Source organism: Pseudonocardia wallangbongensis, from assembly GCF_054486945.1.
Genome location: NZ_JBRERS010000002.1, coordinates 720,100 through 733,651, shown reverse-complemented (window position 1 = coordinate 733,651; position 13,552 = coordinate 720,100). Strand labels below are relative to the sequence as shown.

The 13,552-nt window shown below is 72.4% G+C and carries 16 protein-coding genes; 10 read left to right on the top strand and 6 right to left on the bottom strand.

Going from position 1 to position 13,552, the window contains the following annotated elements; genetic code table 11:
- Positions 1-434 precede the first annotated feature (434 nt).
- Genes ACU436_RS09825 through ACU436_RS09810 form a run of 4 tightly spaced genes read left to right on the top strand, consistent with a single transcriptional unit; the run spans position 435 to position 3,895 of the window.
- Positions 435-2,531, top strand: coding sequence for a sensor histidine kinase (locus ACU436_RS09825; RefSeq protein WP_459023801.1), 2,097 nt, complete (start codon positions 435-437; stop codon positions 2,529-2,531).
- The gene (locus ACU436_RS09820) at positions 2,528-2,929 is read left to right on the top strand and encodes a roadblock/LC7 domain-containing protein (protein ID WP_459023799.1); all 402 of its coding nucleotides are present in this window, start codon (positions 2,528-2,530) and stop codon (positions 2,927-2,929) included. The genes ACU436_RS09825 and ACU436_RS09820 overlap by 4 nt, the downstream gene beginning before the upstream one ends.
- Before the next feature lie 5 nt (positions 2,930-2,934).
- On the top strand, positions 2,935-3,330 hold the full coding sequence (locus ACU436_RS09815; protein WP_459023797.1) for a DUF742 domain-containing protein: 396 nt from the start codon (positions 2,935-2,937) through the stop codon (positions 3,328-3,330).
- Positions 3,314-3,895: a GTP-binding protein gene (locus tag ACU436_RS09810; RefSeq protein WP_459023796.1), complete on the top strand. Its 582-nt coding sequence runs from the start codon at positions 3,314-3,316 to the stop codon at positions 3,893-3,895. Before ACU436_RS09815 ends, ACU436_RS09810 begins: the two co-directional genes overlap by 17 nt.
- A 67-nt stretch (positions 3,896-3,962) precedes the next feature.
- On the opposite strand, the gene ACU436_RS09805 is transcribed toward ACU436_RS09810, so the two are convergent.
- The 3 genes from ACU436_RS09805 to ACU436_RS09795 are packed head-to-tail and all read right to left on the bottom strand — an operon-like array spanning position 3,963 to position 6,227.
- Complete coding sequence (locus tag ACU436_RS09805; RefSeq protein WP_459023795.1) at positions 3,963-4,316, bottom strand: hypothetical protein; 354 nt, start codon at positions 4,314-4,316, stop codon at positions 3,963-3,965.
- Positions 4,317-4,356: 40 nt separating this feature from the next.
- Positions 4,357-4,599: an acyl-CoA carboxylase epsilon subunit gene (locus tag ACU436_RS09800; protein WP_459023793.1), complete on the bottom strand. Its 243-nt coding sequence runs from the start codon at positions 4,597-4,599 to the stop codon at positions 4,357-4,359.
- Positions 4,596-6,227 carry an acyl-CoA carboxylase subunit beta gene (locus ACU436_RS09795; protein ID WP_459023792.1) on the bottom strand — a complete coding sequence of 544 codons (1,632 nt, stop codon included), beginning with the start codon at positions 6,225-6,227 and terminating at the stop codon, positions 4,596-4,598. The genes ACU436_RS09800 and ACU436_RS09795 overlap by 4 nt, the downstream gene beginning before the upstream one ends.
- A gap of 177 nt (positions 6,228-6,404) precedes the next feature.
- On the opposite strand from ACU436_RS09795, the gene ACU436_RS09790 reads away from it, so the two are divergent.
- From ACU436_RS09790 to ACU436_RS09770, 5 genes are read left to right on the top strand one after another with little or no spacing between them, the layout of a single operon-like run.
- A complete protein-coding gene (locus ACU436_RS09790; protein ID WP_459023790.1) occupies positions 6,405-7,211 on the top strand; it encodes a biotin--[acetyl-CoA-carboxylase] ligase in 807 nt (268 codons plus the stop codon).
- A 46-nt stretch (positions 7,212-7,257) separates the two neighbouring features.
- Positions 7,258-7,737: a PH domain-containing protein gene (locus tag ACU436_RS09785; protein WP_459023788.1), complete on the top strand. Its 480-nt coding sequence runs from the start codon at positions 7,258-7,260 to the stop codon at positions 7,735-7,737.
- A 14-nt stretch (positions 7,738-7,751) separates the two neighbouring features.
- Positions 7,752-8,672, top strand: coding sequence for a hydroxymethylglutaryl-CoA lyase (locus ACU436_RS09780; protein ID WP_459023786.1), 921 nt, complete (start codon positions 7,752-7,754; stop codon positions 8,670-8,672).
- A 51-nt stretch (positions 8,673-8,723) separates the two neighbouring features.
- Complete coding sequence (locus ACU436_RS09775; protein ID WP_459023785.1) at positions 8,724-9,302, top strand: Uma2 family endonuclease; 579 nt, start codon at positions 8,724-8,726, stop codon at positions 9,300-9,302.
- Between the two features lie 60 nt (positions 9,303-9,362).
- A complete protein-coding gene (locus ACU436_RS09770) occupies positions 9,363-10,532 on the top strand; it encodes an LLM class flavin-dependent oxidoreductase (RefSeq protein WP_459023783.1) in 1,170 nt (389 codons plus the stop codon).
- 3 nt (positions 10,533-10,535) lie between these two features.
- Here ACU436_RS09770 and ACU436_RS09765 read toward each other — a convergent pair whose 3' ends face one another.
- The 3 genes from ACU436_RS09765 to ACU436_RS09755 form a co-directional block, all read right to left on the bottom strand.
- Positions 10,536-10,982, bottom strand: coding sequence for a MaoC family dehydratase (locus ACU436_RS09765; protein ID WP_459023781.1), 447 nt, complete (start codon positions 10,980-10,982; stop codon positions 10,536-10,538).
- A 73-nt stretch (positions 10,983-11,055) separates the two neighbouring features.
- Positions 11,056-11,838 carry a histidinol-phosphatase gene (gene hisN, locus ACU436_RS09760; protein ID WP_459023779.1) on the bottom strand — a complete coding sequence of 261 codons (783 nt, stop codon included), beginning with the start codon at positions 11,836-11,838 and terminating at the stop codon, positions 11,056-11,058.
- A gap of 7 nt (positions 11,839-11,845) precedes the next feature.
- The gene (locus ACU436_RS09755; protein WP_459023777.1) at positions 11,846-12,355 is read right to left on the bottom strand and encodes a DinB family protein; all 510 of its coding nucleotides are present in this window, start codon (positions 12,353-12,355) and stop codon (positions 11,846-11,848) included.
- 538 nt (positions 12,356-12,893) lie between these two features.
- Here ACU436_RS09755 and ACU436_RS09750 point away from each other — a divergent pair.
- Positions 12,894-13,550: a response regulator transcription factor gene (locus ACU436_RS09750; protein WP_459023776.1), complete on the top strand. Its 657-nt coding sequence runs from the start codon at positions 12,894-12,896 to the stop codon at positions 13,548-13,550.
- The last annotated feature ends 2 nt before the right edge of the window (positions 13,551-13,552 follow it).

Here is a 13,552-nt window from a genome sequence, read left to right as displayed (position 1 = left end):
CCTTCCCGGTGGGTCGATCGTTGAGGGAGCGGGGAGAGGTGCGTGATCGCACTGTAACCCGCCCTCGGCGGCAGGAAGTCGGTCCAAATGGACGCTCTCTTGCGACCGTTTGGCCTATATCCACTACTCCTTATGCTGACGATACGTACCGTTGAAGGCGGCGCGCTCAGCGGCGGTTCTGCCGCGCTCAGAGACGCTAGGTTGTCACGGAGTGCGCTCGCATGCCTGCTAGCCGTAATTACCCCTGGTCGCTAACCGCTGATTCCTTAATGTATGAATGAGCCGAACGGACGAGGGTTGAGGCCGAGCGGTTCAGCGGTTAGGCCATTTCGCGTATCGCTGGCATGAGCGTCGCCGGGCTCTGAAGTTCGCCTTGTACTGTCCCGCCGATCGTGCACGGAAATCGTGTTGGCGACCGGACGGAGCAGACCTCCATGCAGACCAGTACGCCGATCGGCCCTCCCGAGGAGGGAACCGACGGAACGGGCCGGGCGGTGGACCGCCTACTGGCCTACCTGCCGCGCGGCAACACACTCGACGACAAGTCGTGGAAGCGGCGCCACAACCTGCTGCAGTGGGTGCTGTTGATCCACCTGCCCTGCATGCTCGCGCTCGGGCTGGCGCTGGGCGACCCGCCGCTCGAGATCGGCTACACGCTGATCGCGCCCGTGGTCTTCCTCGTACTCGGGCACGTGCTGCGCACCCGCAGGCTCGCGTCGTTCAGCGTGACGGGCGGCCTGGTGTTCTGCTCGGCAGGGCTGGTCGTGCTCACGACGGGCACCATCGAGGCGCACTTCCACTTCTTCATCATCATCGGGTTCATCGCGCTCTACCAGGACTGGGTGCCGTTCCTCTGGAACGTCACGTTCACCTTCGTGAGCCACGGCATCGGCACGCTCTGGCTGGGCAACCTGATCTTCAACCACCCGGCGGCCCAGGCCCATCCGTGGCTGTGGTCGTTCATCCACGGCATCGCGGTGCTCTTCGCGTGCGTCGGCATGGTGATCTTCTGGCGGATCACGGAGGAGGAACAGACAGAGAAGGAGGCGCTCGGCCGGCGGCTCATCACCGCGGACGCGGAGATCGGGCGCCGCCGCTTCACCTCGGACATGCTGGTCAACCTCGCCCGGCGCAACCAGAGCATGCTGTACCGGCAGCTGGACATCATCAACCAGCTCGAGGAGAAGGAGCGGGACCCCGACACCCTCTCCAACCTCTTCACGCTCGACCACCTCGCCACCCGGGTCCGTCGCAACGCCGAGAGCCTGCTGGTCCTCGCGGGCGAGCAGCCGCCGCGCACCTGGTCCGCACCGGTCCCGCTGCGTGACGTCGTGCGCGCCGCGATCGCCGAGACCGAGGACCTCGACCGCGTCGTGTTCGCGATCGACGACCGCGTCGCCGTCTCCGGCGGGGCCGTCGCCGACCTGACCCACCTGCTCGCCGAGCTCACCGAGAACGCGGTGCGCTTCTCGCCGCCGGACACCGCCGTGACGATCCGTGCCCGGCCCGACCGGCGCGACGAGGGCGGCTACCTGCTGACGATCGAGGACTGGGGCGTCGGCATGCCGGCCGAGGACCTGGCCGCGGCCAACGAGCTCCTCGCCAGCCCGCGCGAGGTGGACCTCGCCGTCGCGCAGCGGCTCGGCTTCCACGTGGTGGCGAGGCTCGCCGCCCGCCACGCGATCTCGGTCTCGCTCGGCAACACGCCGGGTTCGGGCGTCACGGCCGTCGTCGCGCTCCCCGCGCCGCTCTTCGCCGCGGCCCCGACCGACGTCGCGCTCCCGCTCGACATGAACATCACGGAGGCGCGGCCGTACGTCACCGGCCGGGTGAGCCAGCGCGAGCCGCGGGCCGACCAACTGCCGGAGAGCACCGGCTGGGTCGAGCCGGTGTCCACCGCGGGCAACGCGCGGAGCGCCAACGGATCCGCACGGGTCGAATGGTCCGGCGGGCCGGTGGATGCGGCGGATGCGAACCGCCACGGCCTCGACGGCGCACCGGACGGTGGCTGGCGCGGGTGGTGGAACCCGGAGTCGATGGGCGCGCCGAGCCGGCACAGCGACCGCGAGCCGGTCGACGCGGGCTTCGAGGACAACGGCCGTGTCGACGATGGCCGTGTCGACGACAGGCGTGAGGGCAACGGCCCAGCCGGCGGCACCGCCGCCACCGAGCGGCAGGCGGCCGCGTGGCAGCCCTCGCCCACCCCGCGGCAGCGGCAGGCGATGGCCGCCGTCCCCGAGCCGGAGCCCGCTCAGGAGGTCGCCGAGGCCGAGGCCCCGGCCGACCCGGACATCCCGGCGCCACGGCGCAACGGCGAGGCCGTCGCCGCGAACGGCAGGCCCGGGCTGCGGCGGCGGGTGCCACAAGCGCACCTCGCCCCGGAGCTGCGGCAGGCGGCGGCCGACGAGCCCGACGCCCCGCCACCGATCGACAACGCGGCTGCCAGCGCGCTGTCGCGGTACCAGGCGAGCAGGCAGGCGGCGCAGGCTGTCGTCGAGGATGCAGGAGAAGCAGAAGGGATCCGCCGGTGAGCGTCCGATCTGGACAGCTGGACTGGTTGCTCGCGGAGTTCTCCCGCGATGTACCGGGCGTCGTCCACGGCGTCGTGGTCTCCAGCGACGGCCTGCGGTTGGCCACGTCCCCCGACGTCGGCGTGGCGCTGGGCGACCAGCTCGCCGCGGCCGCCTCCGGGCTGGTCAGCCTGGCCCGCGGCACGGCACACCTGCTCGACGCGGGGCCGGTCACCCAGACCATCCTCGAGATGGCCGGCGGCTACCTGTTCGTCTCGTCGGTGAGCCAGGGGGCCACGCTGGCGGTGTTCACGTACCGGCAGTGCGACATCGGCATGGTCGGCTACGAGATGACGATGCTCGCGTCGCGCGTCGGGCACGCCCTCACCCCCGCACCGCGCGCGAACGCGGGACGGTAGGTGTGGTGCTCCCCGACGCGATGGGCGCCAACTCGTTCGGCGCCCACGAGGAGCACGGGGGCCGCGTGGTGCCGGTGTACGCGCTCACCGGCGGGCGGACCCGCTCCTCGAACGGGGCGGAGCTGCCGGTGGAGACGCTGGTGACGGTCACCCCGAGCGGCCGGCGCGCCGACGAGCTGCACCTGGAGTACCGCGCGACGGTCGACCTCGCGGCGCGCCCGATCTCGGTGGTCGAGATCGGGGCGGCGCTGCGGGTGCCGGTCGGCGTGGCCAGGGTGCTGGTCAGCGACCTCGTCGATGCCGGCTACCTGGCCGTGCACCTCCCGCCGACGGCGGAGGGCGGCCCGACCCCCGAGATCTTGGAACGGCTGTTGGAGGGACTACGTGCACGCTCACACTGAGCCTGGCGACCTGATTCCGCTGAAGGTGCTCATCGCCGGCGGATTCGGGGTGGGCAAGACGACGCTCGTGAGCTCGCTGTCGGAGATCCCGCCGCTCCTCACCGAGCAGGCCATGACCGCCGCGTCGATCGGCGTGGACGAGGCGGACATGGTGCCCACCAAGACCACCACGACGGTGGCGATGGACTTCGGGCGCATCACCGTCGACGAGTCGTTGATCCTCTACCTCTTCGGCACGCCGGGGCAGTCCCGGTTCTGGTTCATGTGGGACGAGCTCGCCCGTGGCTCCGTCGGCGCCGTCGTGCTGGTGGACCTGCGCCGGATCGACGACTGCTTCCCCGCGATCGACTTCTTCGAGAACCGGCGGCTGCCGTTCGTCGTCGGGGTCAACCGGTTCCCCGAAGCCGACGACTACGACGCCGAGACCGTGCGCGACGCGCTCGCGTTGTCGCCGGACACCCCGCTCGTGTGGATGGACGCGCGGGACCCGCAGTCCAGCCGGGACGCGCTGGTGACCCTGGTCGAGCACGCGCTCAACCGCACCGCCGTGGCCCGCGCCGGCTGACGGCTTCCTGGCACAGCAGACCGGCCCGCCCCCCGAGGGGGACGGGCCGGTCTCGTGGTGCTCGTGGTCAGAAGCTCCCGCCGCCTCCGCCGCAGTCACCGCCGCTGTAGCCGCCGCCGGAGCTGTCGCCGCAGCTACCCGAGCCGCTGTCGCCGCTCCACGCGCCGGCGCTGTACGCACCGCTGTTGCCGCCGACGCCGCTGTAGCTGCCGACCCGGCGCCGCGTGTTGCTGCTCCCGTCGCGGCCCGGACCACCGCCCGGACGGCCGATCGCGGCGATCACCGCGGCGATCACGATGATCGCGGCGATGCCGATCCAGATGACTGCTTCCACCTCGATCGCCTCCTCGTGGCCGCCGGCGCGCCGTCCCCCCTGGACGCCGATCGCCGCAGCCGTGGACCCGAGTGTGGTCTGCGCCACGGGGACGGGCCAGGATCTTGAGGAACCTTTGAGGTGCTGTTCAGCGGGGCCAGGTCGAGGCGCGCCACGCCCCGGGGCCCGGGTGCAGCGGTGCGCGGAAGCGCATGGCGGGGTCGGACCAGCGGTCGGGAACGGTGGGCGCCACCTGGTCGGGAGGGGCTGCCGTGGCGGCCGCGAGCACGACCGTCAGCGCCGCGAGCTCCGCGTCCGACGGCTCGCCGCTGAGCACGCGGAACGCCGCCCTGCGCTCCTCAGGGGTGCCCGGCCCGTCGGCCGTCGTCACAGCGGGATGTTCCCGTGCTTGCGCGCCGGCACGGCCTCGCGTTTCGTGGCGAGCAGCCGCAGTGCACGCGCGACGTGACCGCGGGTGTGCGAGGGCGGGATGACGCCGTCGATGTACCCGCGGTCGGCCGCGATGTACGGGTTGGCGAGGGTGTCCTCGTACTCCTGCTGCAGGTCCACCCGGCGGGCGGCCAGCTCGTCGCCCGACAGCGCGCCGAGCTCCTTGCGGTGGAGGATGCTGACCGCACCCGCCGCACCGGTGACGGCGATCTGCGCCGTGGGCCAGGCGAGGTTCACGTCCGCCCCGAGGTGCTTCGAGCCCATCACGTCGTACGCCCCGCCGTAGGCCTTGCGGGTGATCACGGTGACCTTGGGGACGGTGGCCTCGGCGTAGGCGTAGATCAGCTTCGCGCCGCGGCGGATGATCCCGTTCCACTCCTGGTCGGTGCCGGGCAGGAAGCCGGGGACGTCCACGAACGTGAGGATCGGGACGTTGAACGCGTCGCACGTGCGGACGAACCGGGCCGCCTTCTCGGAGGCGTCGATGTCCAGGCAGCCCGCGAACTGGGTGGGCTGGTTCGCGACCACGCCGACCGAGCGGCCGTCGACCCGCCCGAAGCCGACCACGATGTTGGGCGCGAAGAGCGCGTGCACCTCGAGGAACTCGCCGTCGTCCAGCACCCGGGTGATCACGTCGTGGATGTCGTACGGGGTGTTGGGCGAGTCCGGGACGATCGCGTCGAGCTCGAGGTCGCTCTCGGTGAGCGCGTCGGCGAAGGCACCTCCGGTCGGCTCCGGCGCGGGGTAGGACGGCGGCTCGGACAGGTTGTTGGACGGCAGGAACGACAGCAGTTCCTTCACGTAGGAGAAGGCGTCGGCCTCGTCGTCCGCGAGGTAGTGGGCCACCCCGGACTTCGTGTTGTGCGCCCGGCCGCCGCCGAGCTCCTCGAAGTCGACGTCCTCACCCGTGACCGTCTTGATGATGTCCGGGCCGGTGATGAACATGTGGCTCGTGCCGTCGACCATCACCGTGAAGTCCGTGATGGCGGGCGAGTACACGGCACCGCCCGCGCACGGCCCCAACACCAGTGAGATCTGCGGGATCACCCCGGAGCTGCGGACGTTGCGCACGAAGATCTCGCCGTAGAGCCCGAGCGCGACCACGCCCTCCTGGATGCGCGCGCCGCCGCCGTCGTTGATCCCGATGACCGGGCAACCGATCTTGGTGGCCAGGTCCATCACCTTGACGATCTTCTCGCCGTACACCTCGCCGAGCGCGCCGCCGAACACCGTGGCGTCCTGGCTGAACACCGCGACCGGCCGGCCGTCGATCGTGCCGGTGCCGGTGACCACGCCGTCGCCGAGCGGGCGCTTGTCCTGCATCCCGAAGTTCGTGGAGCGGTGCCGGGTGAGCGCGTCGATCTCGACGAACGAGTCGGGATCGAGCAGCTGGTCGACGCGTTCGCGCGCGGTCTGCCGGCCCTTCGCGTGCTGCCGCTCGATCGCGGCCTCGCTGCCGGCGTGCACCGCGTCATCCATGCGCTGGTACAGGTCGGCGACCTTGCCCGCGGTCGTGTGGATGTCGGGCTCGTCGGGGCCGGACGCGAACGGCTCCGTTGCGGCGCTCATGGCCCCGGAGCCTAATGCCGCCCGCCGCTCCGCCGACGCGATGCGCGTCACGCAGCCGCGGAGTTGCAGCGCCTCCCGACGCAGCCCGCCGCGCGCCCGGCGACGCGCGGCCGCCGTCCGTCGAGGGAGGAGGCAAAGGCCAGCAGGTCTGGTGGCTCGCCGGTAGCGTCACGAGGCATGCACCGGACCGTCGAGCCGCTGGACGCAGCCGCGCTGAGGGCTGCGCTCACCGGGCCGTGGGCGCAGGTCGACGTGGTGGAGCGCACCGGATCCACCAACGCGGACCTCCTCGCCGCCGCCGCGGACGGTGCGCCCGACCGCACCGTCCTCGTCGCGGAACACCAGGAGGCCGGCCGGGGCCGGCTGGCCCGCACCTGGGTGGCCCCGCCCGGCACCGGGATCACGGTCAGCGTGCTGCTGCGCCCCACGGGCGTGCCCCCCACCCGGTTCGCCTGGCTGCCGTTGCTGGTCGGGCTCGCGCTGCTCGACAGCATCCGTGCGGTCTGCGACGTCCCTGCAGGGCTCAAGTGGCCCAACGACCTGCTGCTCGGACCGGGGCAGCGCAAGGCGGCGGGCATCCTCGCCGAGGTCGCCGACTCCGCCCGGCCGGCCGTCGTGGTCGGGATCGGGCTGAACGTCGCGGCCTCGCCCCCCGACCAGCCGGGAGCCACGTCGCTCGCAGGTGAGGGCGCCGTCGTCGACCGCACGCACGTGCTCGCCACCTTCCTGGACCGCCTCGCCGAGCGGGAAGCGGAGTGGCGCGACGGCCGCGGCGACGCGGAGTCCACCGGGCTGCGCGCCGACTACCGGGCCGGATGCGTCACCCTCGGCTCCGAGGTCAAGGTCGAGCTGCCCGGGGGCGCGGGCCTGCGCGGCATCGCCGAGGACGTCGACCGCGACGGGCGGCTCCTGATCCTCGACGCGGCGGGCCACCGCCGCGCCGTCGCCGCCGGCGACGTGGTGCACCTGCGCCCGTCGGGGTAGCGCGCCGTCCTTCGGCACCACCCGGCCAACGCCTAACGTGGGCCGCGTGGCCTACCCGGACGACCTGCTCGTCGAGGACGAGCAGGTGGTCGTGCACCGGCACCCGCACTGGAAGATGCTCCTGGTGCCGGTGGTCGTGCTGCTGCTCGTCGTGGGGGTCGCCAGCTTCCTCGCCGCGCTCGTGAGCGCGCAGACCTGGGCGGCCTGGGCGTGGCTCGGGCTCACGGCGGCCGGCCTCGCGCTCGTCGGCCGGTTCACGGTGTACCCGGTGGTGCGCTGGCGCACCACCCACTTCGTGGTGACCGACCGCCGCGTGCTCGTGCGGGAGGGCGTGTTCACCCGCCGGGGAATGGACATCCCCCTGAAGCGGATCAGCAGCGTGCGGTTCCGGCAGGGACTGTTGGAGCGGATGCTCGGAGCGGGCACGCTGGTCGTCGAGTCGGACTCCGACGAGTCGCTCGAGTTCGACGACATCCCGGGCGTGCGGCACGTGCACGCCGTGCTCTACGACGAGGTGGCCGATTGACGAGACCGTTGCCCATGCAGATGCCCGCAGCCGGGCTGCCGGAGCACGTCACGATCTACGAGGTCGGGGCGAGGGACGGGCTGCAGAACGAGTCCGCGATCGTGCCCGTGGAGGTGAAGGCGGAGTTCCTGCACCGGCTCGCCGCCGCGGGACTGCGGGTGCTGGAGGCCACCAGCTTCGTGCACCCCAAGTGGGTGCCCCAGCTCGCGGACGCCGGCGATCTCCTGCGCAGGCTCGTCCGCGCCGAAGGCGTGGACTACCCGGTGCTGGTGCCCAACGAGCGCGGCCTCGACCGGGCGCTCGACGCCGGCGTCTCGCACGTCGCGATCTTCGCCAGCGCCACCGAGACCTTCGCCGAGCGCAACCTCAACCGCACCCTCGACTCGCAGTTCGCCATGTTCGGGCCGGTGGTGGAGCGGGCGCTCGCGGCCGGCCTGCGGGTGCGCGGGTACGTCTCGATGTGCTTCGGCGACCCGTGGGAGGGCGCCGTGGCGCCCGAGCAGGTGGCGACGGTGACGCGCCGGCTCGCCGAGATGGGCTGCCACCAGATCTCCCTCGGCGACACGATCGGCACCGGCACCCCCGGGCACGTCGACGCGGTGCTGGACGCCTGCGTCGCGGCCGGGGTGCCCGTCCGCCAGATCGCGGTGCACTTCCACGACACCTACGGCCAGGCGCTCGCCAACACGCTCGCCGCCCTGCGCCACGGCGTCCGCACCGTGGACGCGAGCGCGGGCGGTCTCGGCGGCTGCCCCTACGCCGAGTCGGCCACCGGCAACCTCGCCACCGAGGACCTGGTCTGGATGCTCGACGGCCTCGGCGTCGGGCACGGGGTGGACCTCGACGCGCTGGTCGCCACGAGCGTGTGGATGGCCGAGCGGCTGGGCCGGCCCTCGCCGTCGCGGGTGGTGCGGGCGCTCGGCGGCGCGAAGTAGTTTGTCAGTGGCCTGCGACACAATGGTGCGGACCGATCGAGGAGGTGGGCGGTGGCGCTGCCGATCCCCCGAGAGCTGATGACTCTCGACGAGTGGGACGCCCTGCCCGAGGACGACTCGGCGCACTACGAGCTGCAGGAGGGCGTGCTCGTCGTGTCACCGAAACCGGCAAAGAGGCATCAGCTCGCGGTCACGCGACTAGCCTCCCAGATGGAACGGCAGTTGCCCGTGGACTGGGATGTCGTCCCCGACTTCGAGGTCGTCGTGCAGGCCGAGGGACCCGCGACCGTCCGTGCGCCCGATCTCGTCATGGTGCGTGCAGAGGTCCCTGAGAATCGGGTATCGGCCGGCGACGTGCTGCTTGCCGCCGAGATCATCTCGCCGGGCTCCCGCAAGATCGACACTCACATGAAGCACTTCGAGTACGCCGAGGCGGGGATCCCCCACTACTGGGTCGTCGACCTCGACCCACCCGCGCCATCGATCACGGTGTACGGGCTGGGCGCTCCCGGCGACGGCTACGTGGAGAGCCAGACGGCCACGGGCGTGCTGACCGTTCATGAGCCGTTCCCGATGCGGATCGACATCCGGTCGCTCGTGAACCGGCGCCCCAACCCAACGGAGGGGTGACCCGGCGGGCCGATCGTGCCTACGGTCGAAGCTCCCCGTCAGCGACGACTGGAGCAGCCCGTGTCCCGACTGCGGTTCGGCATCTTCCTGGCCCCCTTCCACCCCGCGGGGGAGAACCCGACCAGCGCGCTGCAGCGTGACCTGCGGCTCGTCGAGCACCTCGACGAGCTGGGGTATGACGAGGCGTGGATCGGTGAGCACCACTCCGCGGGTTCGGAGATCATCGCGTCGCCGGAGATCTTCATCGCCGCGGCGGCCGAGCGCACGCGCCGCATCCGGTTCGGCACGGGCGTGACCTCGCTGAGCTACCACAACCCGCTGTGGGTGGCGGAGCGGATGGTGCTGCTCGACCACCTGACGCGCGGGCGGGTGATGCTCGGCGTCGGCCCCGGCTCCCTGCCCACCGACTCGGCGATGATCGGGCTCAACCCCACCGACACCCGCGAGCTGCTCGAGGAGAACCTCGACATCGTCATGCGGCTGCTGCGCGGCGACGAGCCCGTCACGGCCACCACCCGCACCCACCAGCTGATCGACGCCCGGCTGCACCTGCGGCCCTACTCCGACCCGCTGTTCGACGTCGCGGTGGCCGCGGTGGCCTCGCCCACCGGGCCGCGGCTGGCGGGCCGGCACGGCGTCGGGCTGCTCTCGATCGGGGCCACGCTCACCAAGGAGGGCTTCGACGCGCTGGCCCACCACTGGAACGTCATGGAGGAGCGGGCCTCCACCTACGGCACCGCGGTGGACCGGGCGGCATGGCGGCTGGTCGGGCTCATGCACGTCGCGGAGACGCGCGAGCAGGCCTACCGCGACGTCGAGCACGGCATCGAGCAGTGGTTCCGCTACTTCCAGAAGGTCGCCGCGTTCCCGCAGATGGCCGTGGAGGGCGGCGACGTGCGGGAGATGATCGATTTCGTCAACGAGGCCGGGATCGGCGCCATCGGCACGCCGGAGGACGCGGCCGCGCAGGTGCAGCGGCTCGTCGACCAGTCCGGCGGCTTCGGCGCGATGCTGCTGCTCGCGCACGAATGGGCGAACCCGCAGGCCACCCGCCGCTCCTACGAGCTGATCGCGCAGCACGTCATGCCGCGGTTCCAGGGGCAGGCGCAGGCCACGCTGGACGCCAAGGCACGGGCGAGCGAGACCCGCTCCGGTCACGCCGAGCAGCAGGTGGCGGCCGTCGCGCACATGACGGAGAAGTACCAGAAGGAGCTGGCCGACCGCGGCTAGTGTCTAGTCGCGGGTGCCGAACATCCCCGTGAACACGCTGCGGAAGACCAGCTCGTCGGCGCGGTGCAGGGAGGCGCGCAGCTTCACCAGGCCCATGGTCGGGCGGCTGCGGGAGCGGCGGGCCTCCAGCACCTCCATCGCGGCGCGCAGCTCGTCGCCCGCGAACACCGGCGCGGGCCAGGCGATCTCCTCACCGCCCGGTGAGCCGAGGGAGGCGGCGCGGGCGAGCACGCCGTCGACGTAGGCGCGCATCCACAGCGACGCGGTGAACCAGCCCGACGCCGCGAGCGCGCCGAAGAGCGACGCCTTGCCGGCCTCGTCGTCCACGTGGAACGGCTGCGGGTCGAACCGGCGGGCGAAGGTGACCATCTCGTCGCGGTCGACGACCGTGGTGCCCAGGTCGAAGACCCGGCCGGGCGGGAAGTCCTCGAAGAAGAGCTCCACACTCATCGCACGTCCTCGCCGGCGCTCGGCCGGCGCTTCGCGCTGGCGCTGTGACATCGATTCGTTCGCTGACGCTCGCTCATCGCCCGACGATTGCGAGCGCCGCCTTGTGGACGGCCCCGTTCGAGGCGAGCCCGTCGCCACCGGCGAACGTCTCGACACCCGCGAGGTCGGTGAGCGTGCCCCCCGCCTCGGTGAGGATCGGCACGAGGGCCGCGAGGTCCCACGGGCTCGCCACGGCGTCGACGGCGACGTCGAGCACGCCCTCGGCCACCAGGCAGTACATCCAGAAGTCGCCGAACGCGCGCGTCTCCCAGCACGAGTCGACCAGCCGCAGGTAGTCGTCCCGGCGGCCGATCTCGGTGAACGTCTTGACGTCGGTGGTGGAGAGGTAGGCGTCGGCCAGCTCGCCCACACCGGAGACCGTGATCCGCCGGGTGCCGGACGGATCGGAGCTCCAGGCGCCCGCGCCGCGTGCAGCCCACCAGCGCCGGCCTAGCGCCGGCGCGCTCGCGACGCCGACCACCGGCTCGCCCCGCAGGGTGAGCGCGACCAGCGTGGCCCACACCGGCACCCCGCGCGAGTAGTTCTTCGTGCCGTCGATCGGGTCGAGCACCCAGCCGCGCTCCGCGTCGGCCACGCCGCCACCGCGCTCCTCGCCGAGCACCGCGTCGCCGGGGCGAACCGCTGCGATCGTGGCGCGGAGCGCGTCCTCGACGGCGGTGTCGGCGTCGGTGACGGGTGTGCGGTCGGGTTTGCGGGTGACCCGCAGGTCGGCGGCCCGGAAGCGCGCGAGGGTGATCGCATCGGCCGTGTCGGCGAGGCGCAGGGCGAGCTCGAGATCGGCGTCCACGAGGGGCAAGCCTGCCTCATTCACCGGTGACGCCGTCGATCCGCTCCCGCAGCAGGTCGGCGTGGCCGTTGTGGCGGGCGTACTCCTCCACCATGTGGTGAAGCACCCAGCGGGCCGACACCGCCTCCCCGTTGCGGCGGGTCATCATCACGTCCAGCGACGGGATGGCCGCGGCGATCTCCCTGGCCCGCGCGCACTCGACCCGCCACGTGGCGAAGTCGGCGTCCGCGGTCGCGGGGTCGACGTTGTCGAAGTCGCCGTCCGGATCGGCGTCGGAGTAGAACACCGGCGGGGCGTCCTCGCCGCCCAGGCCGCGCCGGAACCAGCTGCGTTCGACGTCGGCCATGTGGCGGACGAGCCCGAGCAGCGACAGGCCGGACGGCTCCGCGGCGCGGGTGGCGAGTTGGGCGGGGGTGAGGCCGGCACATTTCAGCTCGAGGGTGGCACGGTGGAACTCGAGCCACCCCGCGAGCATGGTGCGCTCGGCGGCGGCGGCGGGTGGGCGTGGTCGCTCGTCGTCGGACACGGATCCGATGATCCGCCCCGTCGACCGGGGTGGGTGACGGGGGACGGGGTGCGGGCCCTCTCGGGCTGTGCCCGGTTGGGAGCGGCCGCATGGAGGGTGCCGCCGAATTGGGGCGCGCTGCCCGGGCTTGATCAGCGCATGCGGTTCTCAGGCCGCACCGGTGCGGTTCTGTGACCGCACTCGACGATCACGCGGTCGCGGTGGCAGCGGGGTGCTGCTCGCATCGATCACGGGTCGCACCGGGGCGCGGCGCGGGCATCCGATGGGGATCCCGCTGCGGTGGGCCCGCCGTACCCGACCGGCCGCATCCTGCCCCGCCTCCCGCCGCCGGCCTCGCGCGCGTTTCGGCCCGCTTCGTCGCCCCGTCGCCTGGGGTTGAGTGCACCACCGGATCCTGAGGTTGCGTTGGCGGCCGTCCCCGTCTGTCCGGCACGCCGGTTCCCGACGAGCCCGTTCCTGCCGAGTGCGCGCTCCATGACACCACCTGGCCGCCGCTCGCTACGGCCGGGGTGCTTCGGCGCACTCCTAGACTGGCTCGGTGACCACCGTCCTGCTTGCCGAGGACGACACCGCGATCGCCGAGCCCCTGTCCCGGGCGCTGCAGCGAGAGGGGTACGTCGTCGAGGTCGCCACCGACGGCGCCGCCGCGCTCGAGCGCGTGCGGCGCGGCCAGGTGGACCTGCTCGTGCTCGACCTGGGCCTGCCCGGCATGGACGGTCTCGAGGTCTGCCGGCGCGTACGGCTGGACGACGCGGACCTGCCGGTGCTGATGCTCACCGCCCGCACCGACGAGGTCGACTTCGTCGTCGGGCTCGACGCGGGCGCCGACGACTACGTCGGCAAGCCGTTCCGGCTCGCGGAGCTGCTCGCACGCGTGCGGGCCCTGCTGCGCCGGCTCACCCCCGAGGCCGTCGAGGTGGGCGGTGTGCGGATGGAGCTCTCCGGCCGCCGGGTGCTCGTCGACGGTGCCGAGGTGGGCCTCGCCAACAAGGAGTTCGAGCTGCTGCGGGTGTTGCTCCTGCGTGCGGGCCAGGTCGTCACGCGGGAGGAGATCCTGCGTGAGGTGTGGAACGACCCGGAGATGAAGACGTCCAAGACGCTGGACATGCACATGTCGTGGCTGCGCCGCAAGATCGGCGGGGAGCGCAGGATCGCCACGGTGCGCGGCGTCGGCTTCCGCTTCAACCACGACTAGAA

Excerpts from the sequence above, each read along its gene's own strand:
- ACU436_RS09825 (WP_459023801.1), top strand. The coding sequence starts at position 435 with ATGCAGACCAGTACGCCGATCGGCCCTCCCGAGGAGGGAACCGACGGA.
- ACU436_RS09765 (WP_459023781.1), bottom strand. The coding sequence starts at position 10,982 with ATGAGTGTGGAGCTCTTCTTCGAGGACTTCCCGCCCGGCCGGGTCTTC.
- ACU436_RS09790 (WP_459023790.1), top strand. The coding sequence starts at position 6,405 with ATGCACCGGACCGTCGAGCCGCTGGACGCAGCCGCGCTGAGGGCTGCG.
- ACU436_RS09795 (WP_459023792.1), bottom strand. The coding sequence starts at position 6,227 with ATGAGCGCCGCAACGGAGCCGTTCGCGTCCGGCCCCGACGAGCCCGAC.
- ACU436_RS09780 (WP_459023786.1), top strand. The coding sequence starts at position 7,752 with ATGCAGATGCCCGCAGCCGGGCTGCCGGAGCACGTCACGATCTACGAG.